General features: G+C 68.9%; 13 protein-coding genes. 5 read left to right on the forward strand and 8 right to left on the reverse strand.

Going from position 1 to position 17,386, the window contains the following annotated elements; translation table 11 throughout:
• Positions 1 to 57: 57 nt before the first annotated feature.
• Both mltG and fabF read right to left on the reverse strand, forming a co-directional pair.
• The gene (gene mltG, locus ASV56_RS05880) at positions 58 to 1,236 is read right to left on the reverse strand and encodes an endolytic transglycosylase MltG (protein WP_062561178.1); all 1,179 of its coding nucleotides are present in this window, start codon (positions 1,234 to 1,236) and stop codon (positions 58 to 60) included.
• Positions 1,233 to 2,495, reverse strand: a complete 1,263-nt coding sequence (gene fabF, locus ASV56_RS05885; RefSeq protein ID WP_062561179.1) for a beta-ketoacyl-ACP synthase II — start codon at positions 2,493 to 2,495, stop codon at positions 1,233 to 1,235. Before fabF ends, mltG begins: the two co-directional genes overlap by 4 nt.
• Before the next feature lie 163 nt (positions 2,496 to 2,658).
• Here fabF and ASV56_RS05890 point away from each other — a divergent pair, with 163 nt between their 5' ends.
• From ASV56_RS05890 to ASV56_RS05910, 5 genes are all read left to right on the forward strand, one after another.
• Positions 2,659 to 3,831 (forward strand): toxic anion resistance protein, encoded by a 1,173-nt coding sequence (locus ASV56_RS05890; protein ID WP_062561180.1) that lies wholly within the window; start codon positions 2,659 to 2,661, stop codon positions 3,829 to 3,831.
• Positions 3,828 to 4,847: a DUF2927 domain-containing protein gene (locus ASV56_RS05895; protein WP_062561181.1), complete on the forward strand. Its 1,020-nt coding sequence runs from the start codon at positions 3,828 to 3,830 to the stop codon at positions 4,845 to 4,847. The genes ASV56_RS05890 and ASV56_RS05895 overlap by 4 nt, the downstream gene beginning before the upstream one ends.
• A 368-nt stretch (positions 4,848 to 5,215) precedes the next feature.
• Positions 5,216 to 6,334: an SPFH domain-containing protein gene (locus tag ASV56_RS05900; RefSeq protein WP_062561182.1), complete on the forward strand. Its 1,119-nt coding sequence runs from the start codon at positions 5,216 to 5,218 to the stop codon at positions 6,332 to 6,334.
• Between the two features lie 3 nt (positions 6,335 to 6,337).
• Positions 6,338 to 7,621: a TFIIB-type zinc ribbon-containing protein gene (locus ASV56_RS05905; RefSeq protein WP_062561183.1), complete on the forward strand. Its 1,284-nt coding sequence runs from the start codon at positions 6,338 to 6,340 to the stop codon at positions 7,619 to 7,621.
• 13 nt (positions 7,622 to 7,634) lie between these two features.
• Complete coding sequence (locus ASV56_RS05910) at positions 7,635 to 8,555, forward strand: carbohydrate kinase family protein (protein WP_062561184.1); 921 nt, start codon at positions 7,635 to 7,637, stop codon at positions 8,553 to 8,555.
• A gap of 149 nt (positions 8,556 to 8,704) precedes the next feature.
• On the opposite strand, the gene hflX is transcribed toward ASV56_RS05910, so the two are convergent.
• From hflX to ASV56_RS05940, 6 genes are all read right to left on the reverse strand, one after another.
• Positions 8,705 to 10,012 carry a GTPase HflX gene (gene hflX, locus ASV56_RS05915; RefSeq protein ID WP_062561185.1) on the reverse strand — a complete coding sequence of 436 codons (1,308 nt, stop codon included), beginning with the start codon at positions 10,010 to 10,012 and terminating at the stop codon, positions 8,705 to 8,707.
• Positions 10,013 to 10,246, reverse strand: a complete 234-nt coding sequence (gene hfq, locus ASV56_RS05920) for an RNA chaperone Hfq (protein ID WP_062561186.1) — start codon at positions 10,244 to 10,246, stop codon at positions 10,013 to 10,015. It lies immediately after the preceding gene.
• 76 nt (positions 10,247 to 10,322) lie between these two features.
• Positions 10,323 to 11,945, reverse strand: coding sequence for a TrkH family potassium uptake protein (locus ASV56_RS05925; protein ID WP_062561187.1), 1,623 nt, complete (start codon positions 11,943 to 11,945; stop codon positions 10,323 to 10,325).
• A 9-nt stretch (positions 11,946 to 11,954) separates the two neighbouring features.
• Positions 11,955 to 13,331, reverse strand: coding sequence for a Trk system potassium transporter TrkA (trkA, locus tag ASV56_RS05930; RefSeq protein ID WP_017999733.1), 1,377 nt, complete (start codon positions 13,329 to 13,331; stop codon positions 11,955 to 11,957).
• Between the two features lie 342 nt (positions 13,332 to 13,673).
• Complete coding sequence (gene ntrX / locus ASV56_RS05935; RefSeq protein ID WP_062561188.1) at positions 13,674 to 15,062, reverse strand: nitrogen assimilation response regulator NtrX; 1,389 nt, start codon at positions 15,060 to 15,062, stop codon at positions 13,674 to 13,676.
• Entirely contained in the window at positions 15,059 to 17,317 is a 2,259-nt protein-coding gene (locus ASV56_RS05940; RefSeq protein WP_062561189.1) for a sensor histidine kinase NtrY-like, read from the reverse strand. The genes ntrX and ASV56_RS05940 overlap by 4 nt, the downstream gene beginning before the upstream one ends.
• Positions 17,318 to 17,386 lie beyond the last annotated feature (69 nt).

A 17,386-nucleotide genomic window follows, 5' to 3' on the forward strand; every position in this document is an offset into this window, starting at 1 on the left:
CCGTCACTGGAAATGCAGCGATGGTGCCCGGCGGGCGCGCGCTTGTCAAAGGCCGGGTCAGTCGCCCTGGACCGGAGACATCGCCTGGCCGCGCTGCCGCTCGATCTCGCGCCAGCGCTTCACGTTCTGGTTGTGCTCCTCCAGCGTGCGGGCAAAGGCGTGCCCGCCCGAGCCATCGGCCACGAAGAACAGGTAATCCGTCGCCTCGGGATTCAGCGCCGCCTCGATCGAGGCCCTGCCGGGGTTGGCGATGGGCGTCGGCGGCAGGCCCTCGATCTGATAGGTGTTGTAGGGCGTGCGCCGGCGCAGCTCGGACCCGCGGATGCCGCGATCCAGCACGCCCTCGCCCTTGGTGATGCCATAGATCACCGTGGGGTCGGTCTCCAGCCGCATGCCCTGTCGCATCCGGTTGACGAAGACGCTCGCGACCACGCGGCGCTCATCCGGCACCGCCGTCTCCTTCTCGACGATCGAGGCCATGATCAGCGCCTCCTCGGGCGTCTGATAGGGCAGCCCCTCGGCCCGCGTCTCCCAGGCCGCGGCCAGGCTCGCCGCCTGGCGCTTTTCCATCTCGGCGATCAGCGCGGCGCGGTCGGCGCCCTTCTGCACGTCATAGGTATCGGGGGCGAGGCTGCCCTCGGCCGGCAGCTTCGCGACCGTGCCATCCATGAAGCCGGCCTGCTTCAACCCCTCGACCACCTGCCAGCTGGTCACGCCCTCGGCGACGCTGATGCGTAGCCGCGAATCCGCGCGGGCCTCGGCATCGGCCAGCACCTGCGGCGCGGGCTCGGTCGCCGGGTTGTATTTCGCCTGCTCGGCCATCAGCCCGGTCTCGCTGTCGATATCGCGCAGGATCACCGAATTCTCGCGCACGCCGATGCGATAGACCACCTCGGTGCCGCAGGTCGAAGGCCCGCCGGCGGTGATGACCGCCACCACCTGCTCCATGCTGCTCTTCGGCGGCACCAGATAGCTGCCGAACTTCAGATCGCGCGATTTCCCGGCGTAATCCGCCCCGGCCCGAAAGATATAGGCGTTCGAGACCACGCCCTGATCGGCCAGCTGCTCGCTGACTGCGCTCAGGCTAGCGCCCGGCGCCACCCGCACGCAGGCGGCGGTGGCGCTGGGGCCCGGGGCCACGTATTGATGCTTGGCCCAGGCGATGGCCGCCGCGACCGCGATCAGGATCACGATCAGCAGCGTCAGGAAATTCGACGCGATGTGGCGCCAGATCATTCCCGGACCCGCCCCATCACCAGGCTGGCATTGGTGCCGCCGAAGCCGAAGCTGTTCGACAGCACGTAATCGACCTTGCGGCGCACGGCGGCATTGGCGGCCAGATCGACCGGAGTCTCGCGCGCCGGATCGTCCAGGTTGATGGTCGGCGGGCAGATCTGGTCGCGCAGCGCCAGGATGCAGAAGATCGCCTCGACCGCGCCGGCCGCGCCCAGCAGATGCCCGATGCTCGACTTGGTCGAGGACATCACCACATTGCCCGCCGCCTCGCCCAAGAGCCGCTCGACCGCGCCCAGCTCGATCACGTCGGCCATGGTCGAGGTGCCATGCGCATTGATGTAGTCGATATCGGCCGGCGACAGGTTCGCGCGCGCCAAGGCATTGGTCATGCTGCGGAAACCGCCGTCGCCGTCCTCGCTGGGCGCGGTGATGTGATAGGCGTCGCCCGACATGCCATAGCCCAGGATCTCGGCATAGATCTTGGCGCCGCGGGCCTTGGCGTGCTCGTATTCCTCCAGCACGACGACGCCGGCGCCCTCGCCCATGACGAAGCCGTCGCGGTCCTCGTCCCAGGGGCGGCTGGCGGCCTTGGGGTCGGCCTCGCGCTTGGTCGACAGCGCCTTGCAGGCGTTGAAGCCGGCGATGCCGATCTCGCAAATCGGGCTTTCGGTGCCGCCCGCGACCATGACGTCGGCATCGCCCAGCATGATCAGCCGCGCCGCGTCGCCGATGGCATGGGCGCCGGTCGAACAGGCGGTGACCACCGCATGGTTCGGCCCCTTGAAGCCGAAGCGGATCGAGACCTGGCCCGAGACCAGGTTGATCAGCGCCCCCGGAATGAAGAAGGGCGAGACCCGCTTGGCGCCGCGTTCCTTGATCAGCACGGCGGTATCGGCAATCGACGACAGCCCGCCGATGCCCGAGCCGATCAGCACGCCGGTGCGCTCGCAATCGGCCTCGCTCATCGGCTCCCAGCCGGAATCGCGCACCGCCTGGGTCGCGGCGGCCATGCCGTACAGGATGAAATCATCGACCTTGCGCCGGTCCTTGGGCTCCATCCACTCGTCGGGATTGAAGGTGCCGCCGGTGCCGTCGCCGAAGGGAATCTCGCAGGCGTATTTCGTCTGCACGCCCGAGGTGTCGAAGCGGGTGATCGGTCCGGCGCCGGATTCTCCGGCCAGCAGCCGGGTCCAGGTCTCTTCGACTCCGCAGGCCAGCGGCGTGACCATCCCCAGTCCGGTGACGACAACTCTGCGCATGCAAGGGGCTCCTTCCCAAGGCTCAATCGCGCAGGTTCTACACGCGGCCCGCCGGCCACGCAACGCAAAGCCGGCCGCCTGGGCGGCGCTCTGTCGTTGAACTTGCCGCGAATCCGCCTATTCTGCACGCGCAGCACGCCCGCACAGAAAAGGACGAAGCCGGATGACCTCGCAGACGCAGGCCAATGCCCAAGCCGCCTTGGACGAGATCCAGACCGTGACCTCGGTGATCCTGCCCGAGCCCCCGGCCGCCGTGCCGCCGCTGGAACAGGCCGACCCGGCGGTGGCCGCGCAGATCCGTCAGCGCATGGACGAGATCGACATCCGGGACTCGGGCTCGATCGTGCATTTCGGCGCCCGCGCCCAGAACGAGTTGCAGGAAATCAGCCAGGCCATGCTGGCCGACGTCAAGAACAAGGACGTGGGCCCCGCCGGCGAGTCGCTGCGCGAGATCGTCACCACCATCCGCGGCTTTTCGGTCACCGAGCTCGACGTGCGCCGCCAGCGCAGCTGGTGGGAAAAGCTGATGGGCCGCGCCGCGCCCTTCGCGAAATTCGTCGCCAATTACGAACAGGTGCAGTCGCAGATCGACCGCATCACCGTCGAGCTGGACCAGCATCAGCACCGGCTGCTGAAGGACATCAAGTCGCTGGACCTGCTCTATGACCGCACGCTGAACTTCTATGACGAGCTCGCGCTCTATATCGTCGCGGGCGAGCACAAGCTGGCGCAGATCGACCGCGAGGACATTCCCGCCAAACAGGCCGCCGTCGAGGCCGCGCCCGAGCCCGACAAGGTCATGGCCGCGCAGGAGCTGCGCGACCTGCGCGCGGCCCGCGACGACCTGGAACGCCGGGTGCATGACCTGAAGCTGACGCGGCAGGTGACGATGCAGTCGCTGCCCTCGATCCGGTTGGTGCAGGAAAACGACAAGTCCTTGGTAACAAAGATCAATTCGACGCTGGTGAACACGGTGCCGCTGTGGGAAACCCAGCTGGCGCAGGCCGTCACCATCCAGCGCGGCGCCGAGGCCGCCCGCGCGGTCAAGGAGGCGAACGACCTGACCAACGACCTGCTGACCGCCAATGCCAAGAACCTGCGCCAGGCCAATGCCCAGATCCGCACCCAACTGGAGCGCGGCGTCTTCGACATCGAGGCGGTGCGCACCGCCAATGCCGAGCTGATCTCGACCATCGAGGACAGCCTGCGCATCGCCGACGAGGGCCGCGCCCGCCGCGCCGCCGCCGAGGAGGATCTGCGCACCATGGAGAGCGAATTGCGCCAGACCCTCGCCTCGGCCAGCCCCCGCAACCCCAGCCCGACGCAGCCGTCGTGATCCGGCCGGCCCGCCCCTGCCTGGCGCTCGCGCTGCTGCTGGCGCTGGCCGCCTGCTCGGACCGGCCGCCCGAGCCCGAGACCTCGCCGCCCGCGGCCGAGGCGCCGCCGCCGCAACGCCCCGAACAACCCCGCGCCGACCAGGCTGCCCTGCGCCGCGAGCGTGCCGAGACCGCCCGCGCCGCCGCCGCCCGCGCCGATGTCGCCGCCAATACCCCCGCCAGCCGCAACATGCGCGACTATCTGACGGGGATCGAGCAGGCGCTGATCGCGCGCGGCCGGCTGCGCACCGATGACGGCAGCGACATCGCGCTGACGCCCGAGAAGCTGGCCGAGGATTTCGTCGAGGTCGCCCTGCATGACGAATACCTGCGCCAGGGCGGCAAGCTGATCTCGCGCCCGACGCCCGCGCCCTTGCGCCGCTGGCAGCAGCCGGTGGCGATCCGGCTGGAGTTCGGCGATTCGGTCGCGCCGGTGCAGCGGAACCGCGACCGCGCCGAGATCGCCGATGTCGCCGCCCGGCTGCAACGGGTCAGCGGCCATTCGGTCGGGCTGACCGGCGCCGCCGGCAATTTCCAGGTTCTGATCCTCAGCGAGGACGAGCGCCGCGCCATCGGCCCCCGGCTCGCCAGCCTGGTGCCCGGCATCCCCGAGGGCGACATTGCCGCCCTGCGCGACCTGGTGCCGCAGAACTATTGCACCGTCTTCGCCTATTCCAGCGGCAATTCGCCGGTCTATTCGCAAGCCGTGGCGCTGGTCCGGGCCGAGCTGCCGCCGCGCCTGCGCCGCTCCTGCATGCACGAGGAACTGGCGCAAGGCATGGGCCTTGCCAACGACAGCCCGCGCGCCCGGCCCTCGGTCTTCAACGACGACGAGGAATTCGCCTATCTGACCCGGCACGACGAGCTGTTGCTGAAGATCCTCTACGACCCGCGCCTGCGCCCCGGCATGACCGAGGCCGAAGCCCGCCCCATCGTCTTGCAGATCGCCCGCGAATTGCTGGGCACGGAGGTCTAGGGCAACGCCCCGCCGAGCCGTCCTCACGGCCCATGCACGCGAGATCACGCGCCCCACCCCGAGCAGGGCGCGTCGCAAAACCCCAAGGCCCGCGATTTTTTCCGTTTTCCAAATACCCCTGCCGACCGTGCCAGACGCGCGGCCCGCGCGCCGTCGCGCGGGGACCAGGGCATCATGACAGGACTCGGACGGAGACAGCATCCAGCGGGCTCGGCATTGGGGTCAGCTTGCCAAAGCCCTACCACCAACCCCTCAAGAAAAAGTAAACGCCGACCCGCCAAGCAATCCGGCCCCGCTGTGCCAGCTTGACGAAACCCATGCTCTGGGGCCTATCCTCACGCAGATCGAAGCCGCACAAGGAACGCCCCATGTCGCTTTTCAACATCCTCGGCGGCGAGTTCATCGAGATCATCGAATGGACCGACGACAGCCGCGACACCATGGTCTATCGCTTCCCGACCGTCGGCCGCGCCATCAAATACGGCGCCAAGCTGACCGTGCGCGAGGGCCAGGCCGCCGTCTTCATCCACGAAGGCCAGCTTGCCGACGTGTTCCAGCCCGGCCTCTACATGCTGGAAACCAACAACCTGCCGATCCTGACCCGGCTGCAGCACTGGGATCACGGCTTCCGCAGCCCCTTCAAGTCCGAGATCTATTTCGTCAACACCACCCGCTTCAACGACCTGAAATGGGGCACCAAGAACCCGGTCATCGCCCGCGATTCCGAATTCGGCCCGGTGCGCATCCGCGCCTTCGGCACCTATTCCATGCGCGTGACCGACCCCGGCCGCTTCATGACCGAGATCGTCGGCACCGACGGCGAATTCACCAAGGACGAGATCACCTTCCAGCTGCGCAACATCATCGTGCAGGAATTCTCGCGCATGATCGCGGGCTCGGGCATCCCGGTGCTGGACATGGCGGCGAACACGGCGCAATTCGGCCAGTTGGTCGCCAAGGCGATCAGCCCCACGGTCGCCGAATACGGCCTGACCATCCCGGAATTCTATGTCGAGAACATCAGCCTGCCCGACGAGGTGGAAAAGATGCTCGACAAACGCACCTCGATGGGCATCGTCGGCGACCTGAACCGCTTCGGCCAATACGCCGCCTCCGAGGCGATGCTGAACGCCTCGCAACAAGCCGGCGGCATGGGCGCGGGCATCGGGGCGGGCCTCGGCGCTGGCCTCGGCGCGGCGATGGCCGGGCGCGGTCCCTGGGGCGCGATCCCCGGCCAGCAGGCCCCGCAAACCCCGCCGCCGCTGCATCCCGAAACCGTCTGGCACATCGCCGTCGATGGCGCCGCGCAAGGCCCCTATGGCCGCGCCCATCTGGGCCGGCTGGCCCAGCAGGGCGGCTTCACCCGCGAAACCCTGGTCTGGACCCCTGGCCAGGACGGCTGGAAACCGGCCGAGGACGTGGCCGAACTGGCCCAGCTCTTCACCATCGCCCCGCCCCCGCCGCCGCCCCCGGTGCCCAAGGGCTGACGCATGCCGACACCGCCTTCGGAATACCGCTACCCGTGCGAGAATTGCGGCGCGAGCCTGGAATTCTCGCCCGGGCAGCAAAGCCTAGTCTGCCCCTATTGCGGGCATGAGCAGCATATCGGCCCCGGCCCCGCCCGCGCGCCCGCCCGGCAGGCGGCGCAGGGGCCCTGGGGCGACCGGGTCATCCTGAACGCCCCCTCGACCGGCCGCGCGCTGCAATGGGACAGCGGCCACAAGTCCGACCTGCGCGAGATCCCGCTGGAACAGGGGCTGCGCCTCGATGCCGGATCGGACCTGGCCGAGACCGTCCGCACCCTCTCCTGCCCGAATTGCGGCGCCAAGGTCGAGATCACCTCCGACCAGCACGCCTCGACCTGCCCGTTCTGCGCCACGCCCGTGGTCACCGATACCGGCGCCACAAGGCAGCTGAAGCCGCAGGGCGTGCTGCCCTTCGTCATCACCGAGGCGCAGGCGAAATCCGCGCTGGACGACTGGATGAAGGGCCTTTGGTTCGCACCCTCGGGCCTGACCGCCTATGCCAGGCGCGGCAAAAGGATGAACGGGGTCTATTCGCCGTTCTGGACCTTCGACGCCGACACGCGCTCGCAATACAGCGGCGCGCGCGGCGACTGGTATTACGAAACCGTCTATGTCACGCAGACGGTCAACGGCCGCCAGCAGCGCGTGGCGCAGCAGGTGCGCCGCACGCGCTGGACGCCGGTCTCGGGGCAAGTGGCGCGGAATTTCGACGACGTGCTGGTGCTGGCCGCCAGCGCCCTGCCGCGCCGCATCACCGATGCGCTGGCGCCCTGGGATCTGTCGCATCTGGTGCCCTACAGCCCGGAATATCTCGCGGGCTTCCTGGCCGAGGGCTATACCATCCCGCTGGCCGCCGGCCATGACATCGCGCGCCAGGAAATGGCCGGGGTGATCGCCATGGACGTGCGCCGCGCCATCGGCGGCAACGAACAGCAGATCGCCGGCATCCAGACCCGCTATGCGGATGAGAGCTTCAAGCATATCCTGCTGCCGGTCTGGACCGCCGCCTATCGCTACAACGGCCAGAGCTACCGCTTCGTGGTCAACGGCCAATCCGGCCGCGTGCAGGGCGAACGGCCCTGGTCGGTCTGGAAGATCGCCCTTGCCGTGCTGCTTGCGCTGGCGCTGCTGGCGGGGCTCCTCTGGCTGAACGAACGCGGCGGCTATGTGCGGATCGGGACCGGCCCGCTCACGCCGGATATTTCCATCAGCGGCAGTTACCGCTATCAGTCGGACAACGGACCTTGAGGGAGGGGGCGTCATGATCCTGTGCGCCGGCGAATCGCTGATCGACATGGTGCCCGAGGGCGCCCATTACCGGCCGCTGCCCGGCGGCGCGGTCTACAACACCGCCATCGCCCTGGGCCGCATCGGCGCGCCGACCGGCTACCTGTGGCCGATCTCGCGCGACGGCTTCGGCGAGATGCTGCTGCGCCCGCTGGCCGAGGCGAACGTCGACACCGGCCTCTGCCCGCGCAGCGACCGGCTGACCACCCTGGCCTTCGTGACCCTGACCGGGGGCGAGGCGCGCTATGCCTTCTACGACGAAGGCTCGGCCGGCCGGATGCTGGCGCCCGAAGACCTGCCCGAGATCCCCGAATCGGTCTCGGCCCTGTTCGTGGGCGGCATCAGCCTGGTGCCCGACCCCTGCGGCGCGGCGATCGAGGCGCTGGTCGAACGGCTGCACCCCCGCGTCCCGGTCATGCTGGACCCGAACATCCGCCCCTTCTTCATCAGCGACGAGACCGCCTATCGCGCCCGGCTGGAGCGCCTGCTCGCCCGGGCCGACCTGGTCAAGCTCTCGGGCGACGATCTGGAATGGCTGATGCCGGGGGCGCGCTTCGAGGAAGCCGCCGCCGCCATCCTCGCCAAGGGGGCGAAGGTGGTGCTGCAGACCGGCGGCTCGGCCGGGGCCCGGGCGCATTGGCAGGGCGCGCCGCTCGACGCCCCGGCCACGCGGGTCGAGGTCGCCGACACCATCGGCGCCGGCGACACCTTCAACGCCGGAGTGCTGGCGGCGCTGCACCAGTCGGGCGCGCTGAGCCGCGAGGGCCTGACGAACCTCACGCCCGAAACCCTGCTTCAGGCCCTGACGCTCGGTACCCGCGCGGCGGCGATCACCGTCTCGCGCCCCGGCGCCAACCCGCCCTGGCGGCACGAGTTGGACGCCCTGCCCGCCTGATGCCGGAACGGCCGCCCCCGGAAAGCGGCCGCGTGGCTTTTCTTCGTTGTTCAAATACCCATGGGACAGCGCCGCTGGAGCCGCCGCATGGGTATTTAAGCAACAAAGAAGATACTTGCGTTACGCATGACGGGCACCGATCCCGCGAATTACAGCGCCGCGAATTCCGCCTTCTGCCGGGCGGTCCAGCGCACCAGCAGGTGCACGCCGGTCTCGGTCATTTCCTCGGAAACGACGATGCCCTGGCGATGCAGCCAGGCGCGGCGGCGGCCGTCCTCGGCGGGCAGGCGCAGCTCGGCCTCCTCGGCCGGTTCGTCCAGTGCCTCGGCCAGGCGCGCATCGACGGCGGCCAGCAGGTCGGCGATACCCTCGCCCGACAGCGCCGAGATCGCCTGCACGCCCTCGGTGCGGGCATCGGTGCGGCGCAGCGCGGCGCGGGTTTCGGGCGACAGGGCGTCGATCTTGTTCCAGACCTCGATCAGCGGCACGTCTTCCTCGACGCCCAGCGATTCGAGGATCTCGCCCACGTCGCCCGCCTGCTCCTCGGTCTCGGGATGCGAGATGTCGCGGACGTGCAGGATCAGGTCGGCGGCCAGCACTTCTTCCAGCGTGGCGCGGAAGGCGGCGACCAGCTCATGCGGCAGGTCGCTGATGAAGCCCACGGTGTCGGACAGGATCACCCGGCGCCCGCCCGGCAGCACCATCTGCCGCATGGTCGGGTCCAGCGTGGCGAAAAGCTGGTCCTGGGCCAGCACCTCGGCCCCGGTCAGCCTGTTGAACAGCGTGGACTTGCCGGCGTTGGTGTAACCCACCAGTGCCACGATGGGATAGGGCACCTTGGCGCGGGCCTTGCGGTGCAGCTCGCGGGTCTTGACCACGCGCTCCAGCTGCCGGCGCAGCCGCACCATCTGCTCGTCGATGGCGCGGCGGTCGGCCTCGATCTGGGTTTCCCCCGGACCGCCGACGAAGCCCAACCCGCCGCGCTGGCGTTCCAGGTGCGTCCAGGCCCGGACCAGCCGGGTGCGCTGATAGGCCAGCGCCGCCAGTTCGACCTGCAACACGCCCTCGCGGGTCTGTGCGCGATCCGCGAAGATTTCCAGGATCAGCCCGGTGCGGTCCAGGATCTTGACGCCCCATGCCTTTTCCAGGTTGCGCTGCTGGACCGGCGTCACCGGCCCGTCGATCAGCACCAGCTCGGCGCCCTCGCCCTCGGCGACGGCCTTCAGGTGCTCGCCGATCTCCTCGCGCTTGCCCTTGGAAAACAGCATCCCGGCATCGGGGTTGCGCAGCCGCGCCACCTCGGCGCCCGTCACCTCGATGGCGGGCAGGGCATGGGCCAGGGCCACGGCCTCTTCCAGCGCCAGCTCGGGCGAGCGGCGGGTGCGTGCATTGCCCAGGTCCGGATGGATCACATAGGCGCGGGTCGGCCGCTCTTGCGTTTCCGACAGCTCGGCCAATCAGTCCTCGCCGTTGTAAAGGCTGATCGGCTGGCCGGGCATGATGGTCGAGATCGCATGCTTGTAGACAAGCTGCGACTGGCCGTCCCGGCGCAGCAGCACGCAGAAATTGTCGAACCAGGTGATGACGCCCTGCAGTTTCACACCATTGATAAGAAAAATCGTCACCGGAACCTTGCCCTTGCGGACATGATTCAGAAAAGCGTCCTGGAGGTTCTGTTTGTCGCCGGCCATTCGATGCACCTTGTTCTTATCGCTGGTTTTCAAGACTTAGGCGAGGCGCGGGGCGCTTGCAAGCCGGTGATCGGCGCTAACGGCGCCAGTATTCGGGCGAGAACAGCGCCAGAATCGCCAGCGTCTCGAGCCGCCCGACGATCATCGCCGCCGCCAGCACCGCCTTGGTCAGCCCGGGCAGGCCGGCCCAGCCCTCCCAGGGTGCGCCCGCCATGCCGGCCGAGCCCTGGAAGGTCGGCGTCAGCGGAATCGCGCCGGCGAGCGGGCCGGTGTTCGTCAGCGCCGCGATGGACAGGATCGTCGCCGTGTCGAATTCGATCTGCTGGAGCGAGATCAGCATGACCGTCACCGCGATGGAACTGGCAAAGAGCATGAAGAAGATGAAGGCGAGATAGGCCCCCTCGCGCCGCAGCCGCCGCGCCATCAGCCCGCCGCCGCCGATGGAGCTGGGGTGGACGATTTTTTCCAGCTCGCGCTCGGAATGCCGGGCCAGGGCATAGACGCGCAAGAGCTTCACCCCGCCGGCCGTGGTGGCGACGCCGCCGCCCATCATCGCCAGCCCCGCCAGCATCAGCCCGGGCGAGCTGAGCCCCGACCAGTTGCGCGCGCCCTGCCATTCGACCGAGTTCCAGCCGGTCGTGGTCAGGTAGCTGAGCCCGTTGAAGATGCCGCCCCAGGCGGCGGACAGCGCGCTGTCCAGCGTCGCGAGCACGCCCTTGGCGCCCTGGGGTGAAACGCCGATGGCGCCGGCGAAATGACGCAGGAACAGCATGGCCGAGACCATCAGCACCACCCCCGCCGCCATCTGCAGCTCGGGGTCGCCGCGCCAGCTATCGCTGACGGTCAGCTCGCCGCCGCCGGGCCAGAAGCGGCGCGACAGCGCCGGGATCAGGAACAGGAAGATCACCATCTCGCCGGCGATGCCGCTGCCCTGCCCCGCCGGGCCATTGACCGGGCTGATGCCGCTGGTCGAGAGCGTGCCCAGCGCCCGGGTCAGCGCGATGAGCCCGGTCTCGCCCAGCATCAACAGCACCGTCCACATCAGCAGCGTCAGCCCGGCGTAAAGCGGAAACACCGCCCGGGCGGCGCGGATCACCCGATGCACCGGGTCGACCAGCTCGGTCTGGAAGGCCGGCGCCGAGAGATGCGTCACCACCGCAGCCGCCTCGGCCGAGCGCGGCAGCCGCTCGAAGCGCTCGCTGCGGCCATAGGGCGAGGACAGGATCTCGAACCCGCCGACACGCAAGGGCGCCAGCAGGGCCACGGCGGCGATCAGCATGAACAGCCCGCCCATCCAGCCGACCAGCGCCCGCCACAGGTGGAGCGGCGGCGCCAGCAGGTCGGCGGCGTAAAGCGAGGCGCCGGTGGTGGTCAGGCAAGAGATCATCTCCCACCAGGCGTTGAAGAAGCCGGTGTCGGGCAGCGCCAGCGCAAAGGGCACCGCCAGCGCCGCCGGCAGCACCGCCATGGTGCCGAGCATGGCCAGAAGCACGCTGCGCGCCTGCGGCCCGGCCGGCCTTTCGGCGGTGGCCAGCCCCAGGATCGCCGACAAGAGCACGACCAGCCCGGCGCAGCCCAGGAAGATCGAGCCGATCTTGTGCTGGTCGGTGGCATGGGCATAAAGCCCGGGCAGCACCATCGCCGCCCCGCCGATCCCGGTCAGGACCACCATCAACGGCAGGCGCGCCAGCCACCCCATGCCCCGGCCTCAGAAGAAATCGATCGAGACCTGAAGCAGGCGCTCGACCTCGGGGACGTCGGATGTCAGGGCAAAGATCACCACGATGTCGCCCTCTTCGATGCGCAGGTCGCCGGTGGGCTTGACCACGCGCTCGCCCTTCTGGACGGCGCCCATCAGCGCGCCCTCGGGGAATTCGATGTCGCGCAAGGCGCGCCCGGCGATGGGCGAGGTGGACAGCACCTGCGCCTCGATCACCTCGGCCTCGGCATCGCCGATGGAATAGATGTCGCGCACCCGGCCGTGCCGGATATGGCGCAGGATGGTCGAGACCGTGCTGGCGCGCGGGTTGATGAAGGCATCGATGTCCAGGGGCTCCATCAGCGACATCAAGGTCGGGTCATTGACCAGCGAGATCGCAAGTTTGGCGCCGGCCTGCTTGGCACGCACGGCGGCCAGGATATTGGTCTTGTCGTCATCGGTAATCGCCAGCACCGCATCGGCGCGCGGCACGGCCGCCTCCTCCAGCAGCTCGGCCGAAAGCCCGTCGCCGTTCAGCACGATGGTGCGGTTCAGCGCGTCGGCGGCATCCTCGGCCCGGCCGCGCGAACGCTCGATCAGCTTGACGCGCACCCGCTCGGGCCGGGCCTCCAGCGCCTGGGCCACGGCAAGGCCGACATTGCCGGCGCCGATGATGACGACGCTTTCCTGCCGCGCGGCGGGCTTGCCGAAGATTTCCAGCGTGCGCGGCACGTCCTCGGTGCGGGTGAAGACATAGACTTGGTCACCGTCGAACAGCTGGTCGCCCGGTTCGGGCGCGAACAGCCGCCCGCCGCGCCGCACCCCCGAGACGATGGCGCTGAGGCTGGTGAACATCTCGTTCAGCTGCCGCAACGGCGTGTTCAGCACCGGGCTGTCGGGGTCGAGCACGATGCCCAGCAGGTGCAGCCGGCCGTCGAGAAAGGTCTCGGCATCGAAGGTCGAGGGCGCCGACAGCCGCTGGATCGCCGCCCGCGCCACCTCGCGCTCGGGGCTGATGACCACGTCGATGGACAGGTGGTCGGTGCGGTAGAGGTCCGACCAGATCGCATCGAGATAGGCCGGGCTGCGCAGCCGCGCGATCTTTCGCGGCACCTGGAAGACGGAATGCGCCACCTGGCAGGTGACCATGTTCACCTCGTCCGAATGCGTGGCGGCGATGATCAGGTCGGCGTCGCGGGCGCCGGCGCGGTCCAGCACGTCGGGATGGCTGGCGAAGCCGGTCACGCCCTGGACGTCCAGCGCATCGGTGGCGCGCCGGATCAGCTCGGCATTGGTGTCGATGATGGTGACATCGTTGCGCTCGCCGGCGAGATGGCGGGCGATGTGCCAGCCGACCTGCCCCGCTCCGCAGATGATGATCTTCATTCCGGCCCCGGTTCATGCCCTTCGTGAAGCGCGATCCTAGCGCGCCCGGGACGCGACGGATACTGGGAAAGCGCCGGGACCAGCTGGGCAAGCCTGGCGATAGTGGAGATGTCGCATGGGTATTTGTGGAGCAAAGAAGCCGTTAACCGCCCCTTCATGTTTTTCAGCCATATTCCACGAGCGGTACAGGCTGGGGAGCCGATGACCGCGAGCGAAGAAGCCGCCCCGGTCATTTGGCCAAAACCTGTCCCGCCTGATCCGCGGGGGTGGCCGGGGCGCAACCTTCCGGCTTCTTTGTTCCACAAATACCCATGCGACCGTGCAACCGGCGCAGGTCCAGGGTCACTTCCCCATCATCTCTTCCTCGACGCGCACGCCGCCGACGACGCCGAGCGACTTCAGCTTGCGATGCAGCGCCGAGCGTTCCATGCCGACGAATTGCGCCGTGCGGCTGATATTGCCGCCGAAGCGGTTGATCTGCGCCAGCAGGTATTCCCGCTCGAACAGCTCGCGCGCCTCGCGCAGCGCCAGGCTGGTGATCTGCGGGCCCAGCGCCAGGGCCTCGCCGGTGCTGGCGCCGCCGTTCTGGGTTTCCAGCTCCGAGGGCAGGATCGGGCCCGGGCCGTCGCCCAGGATCAGCACCCGCTCGATCACGTTGCGCAGCTGGCGGATATTGCCCGGCCAGTTCATCGCCTGCAGCGCCGCGCAGGTTTCCTCGGGCAGGGCGCGCAGCGGCAGGCCCTGACCGGCATGGAAGCTCTCGATGAAATGTTCGGCCAGCATCGGGATGTCGTCGCGGCGGTCGGCCAGCGACGGCACCGGCACCGGCACCACATTCAGCCGGTCGTAGAGCTCCTGGCGGAAGCGGCCGGCGGCGATCTCGGCCGCGAGGTCGCGGTTGGTCGAGGAAATCACCCGCAGGTCGACCCGCACCTTGTCGGTGCCGCCCGCGCGCTGGAACTGCTGCTCGGTCAGCACCCGCAGGATCTTGGGCTGGGTGCCCAGCGGCATGTCCGCCACCTCGTCGAAATAGATCACCCCGCCATGCGCCTGCTCCAGCAGCCCCGGCTCGATGCCGCGCTCGGGGGTCTCGCGGCCGAACAGCACCTCCTCCATGTGGTCGGGCTCGATGGTGGCGCAGGGCACGGTGACGAAGGGTTCGCGGGCGCGCGGGCTGTGGGCGTGGATATAGCGCGCGGCGCTTTCCTTGCCCGCCCCCGGCTCGCCGGTCAGCATGATGCGGCCGTTCGACTTCGACACCTTGTCCAGCTGTTCGCGCAGCCGCCGGAACGGCGCGGAATTGCCCAGCATCTCGGCCGCCCGCGCCTCGACCCGCTTCAGCGTCGCATTCTCGTGGCGCAGGCGCGAGGCTTCCATCGCGCGGCGGATCACCACCAGCAGCTGGTCGATGTTGAAGGGCTTCTCGATGAAGTCATAGGCGCCCTGCTTGATCGCCGCGACCGCGATCTCGATATTGCCATGGCCCGAGATGATGACCACCGGCACGTCCGGGTTGTTGCGCTTGACCTGCTTGAGGATGTCGATCCCGTCCATCTTGCTGTCCTTCAGCCAGATGTCGAGGATCATCAGCGCCGGCTCCGAGAGGTTCAGCTCGGCCACCGCCTGGTCGGAATTGGCGGCGAGGCGGGTCGCATAGCCCTCGTCGCGCAGGATGTCGGAAATCAGTTCGCGGATGTCCCGCTCGTCATCGACAATCAGAATATCGCTCATTTTGTTGTTTCCTGCTCGTGTTTCTGGCGTCGTGTGGACAGGCGCACCGGCTGGCGCTCGCGCGGCAGGCGGATTTCGGCCATGGCGCCCTGTCCGTCGGGGGCGTCGGTCAGGGACAGGCTGCCGCCATGTTCCTCGACGATCTTCTTGACGATGGGCAGGCCGAGGCCGGTGCCGCCGGGTTTCATCGTCACATAGGGCTCGAAGAGCCGGGTGCGGTCCTCGGGCAGGCCCGGGCCGTTGTCGGTGATGCGGATGGTGACCGCATCGGGCGCGGCCAGCATCTGGACCGCGACCCTGGGCTGCCAGCCCGCGGGCGGGGCGGGGCGCAGCTCGTCCAGCGCCTCGCCGGCGTTCTTCAGCAGGTTGGTGAAGACCTGCCCCATCATCCCCGCATCGGCATCGACGATCACCGGCTGCTCGGGGATCTCGGCGACCAGCGCGCCTTGCAGCGCGTCGCGCTGCATCAGCGCGCTGTCGCGCAGCAGCTTCGCCAGGTCGGTTTCCCTGCGGTCGGGTTCGGGCATGCGGGCGAAGCGGCTGAATTCGTCGACGATGCGGCGCAGGTCGCCCGTCTGGCGGATGATGACGCCGGTCAGCTGCTCCAGCGCCTCGGCATCGTCGCCGGCGACGGGGGCGAACTTGCGCTTCAGCCGCTCGGCCGAAAGCTGGATGGGGGTCAGCGGGTTCTTGATCTCATGCGCCACCCGCCGCGCCACGTCGCCCCAGGCCGCCATGCGCTGCGCCGAGACCAGGTCGGTCACGTCGTCCAGCGCCACGACATAGCCTTCCAGGCCGCCCGCCGCGCCGCGCCGGATCGCCATGCGCACCAGCAGGCTTTCGACGCGGCCCTCGCGGGTCAGGCGGATCTCGTCCTGCACCGATTCGGCGACGGAATGCTCCAGCCGCTGAAACAGCGGGGCGAATTCCGGCACCGCATCGGACAGCAGCCGGTCGTGCGCCGCCGCCGGGTCCAGGCCCAGCAGGCGCGTGGCCGAGCGGTTCAGGAAGTCGATCTCGCCCGCCGCGTCCAGGCCGATCACCCCGGCGGTGACCGAGGACAGCACCGAATCGAACAGCCGGCGCTGGTCGTCGGCGGTGCGATAGCTTTCGACCAGTTCCAGCCGCTGCTGCTTCAGCTGCCGGGTCATGCGGTTGAAGGCCTGGCCCAGGGTCTGGATCTCGTCGCCGGTGTCGGGCTCGGGGATCTGCAGGTCCAGGTTGCCCTCGCCCACCTGCTCGGATGCTTCGGCCAGCCGGCCGATCGGGCGCGACAGCCGGTCGGCGAACCACAGCCCCAGCCACATCGCCGCCGCCACCAGCAAAAGCGCGAAGCCCAGATAGACCAGCGAGAATTCCAGCAGGATGCGGCCGCGTTCCTTTTCCAGCCGCTGATAGTCGCCGACGGTCTGGCGGGTGTCGTCCAGAAGGCCCAGCAGCTTGCCGTCCACGTCGCGGGTGACATAGAGATAGCGGTCGGCCAGCGGCGTCAGCGGCACCAGGGCGCGGAATTCGTTGTTCTGCCAGTCCTCGATCAGCACCAGGCCCTTGGCCGCCGCCTCGTCGAACTCGGCGGGCGTGGGCTGTTCGTACCAGAACTGATAGCTGCGCTCGCCGCGGGCGCGGATGGTGCCGCTGCCGTCGATGACATAGGCTTCGCGCAGCCCGCGCTGGATCTTGCTTTGATAATCCGTCAGCAGCAGCCGCAGGTCGCCGTCGTCCAGCAGCGGCTTGCGCCGCACCTCCTGCATCAGCGCGCCGGCCAGCAGCTTGGCGTCATTGGTCAGGTCGCGGCGATGCTCTTCCTGATAGGCCTCGGCGGCGGAAAGCGAGCTGGCCACCACCGACTGCACCTGCCCCGAGAACCAGCCCTCGAGGCCGATGTTCAGCGTCAGCCCGGCGAACAGCGCCACCAGCACCGTGGGCACCAGCGCGATGGTGGCAAAGACGCCGACCAGCCTGGTGTGCAGCCGCGAGCCGGCGGCGGATTTGCGCCGCGCGGCAAAGATGCGCGCCATGCGCGCCACCACCAGCCCCGTCAGCACGATCAGGTAGAGCAGGTCCGCCAACAGTACCAGCCGCAGCGCCGAGCCGCCCGGCTCGGCGGTCGAGAACGGGCCCATGACCGCGAAGGTCAGCGCCGCCAGCACCGGGCCCAGCAGCGCCAGCCCCAGCGTCGCGGCGTTGCGGTAAAGCCGCACCCGCCGCAGACGCGCGACGCGTTCCCATGTGCCTTTGGACAATGTGCCTGCCACTGTGCCCGCCTTCGCCTTCGCCGCTGTGTCGCGGCCTTGCTGTGGCCGTTCAGCGACTAGCGTGCGGCC

Source organism: Paracoccus aminovorans, from assembly GCF_001546115.1.
GTDB lineage: Bacteria > Pseudomonadota > Alphaproteobacteria > Rhodobacterales > Rhodobacteraceae > Paracoccus > Paracoccus aminovorans_B.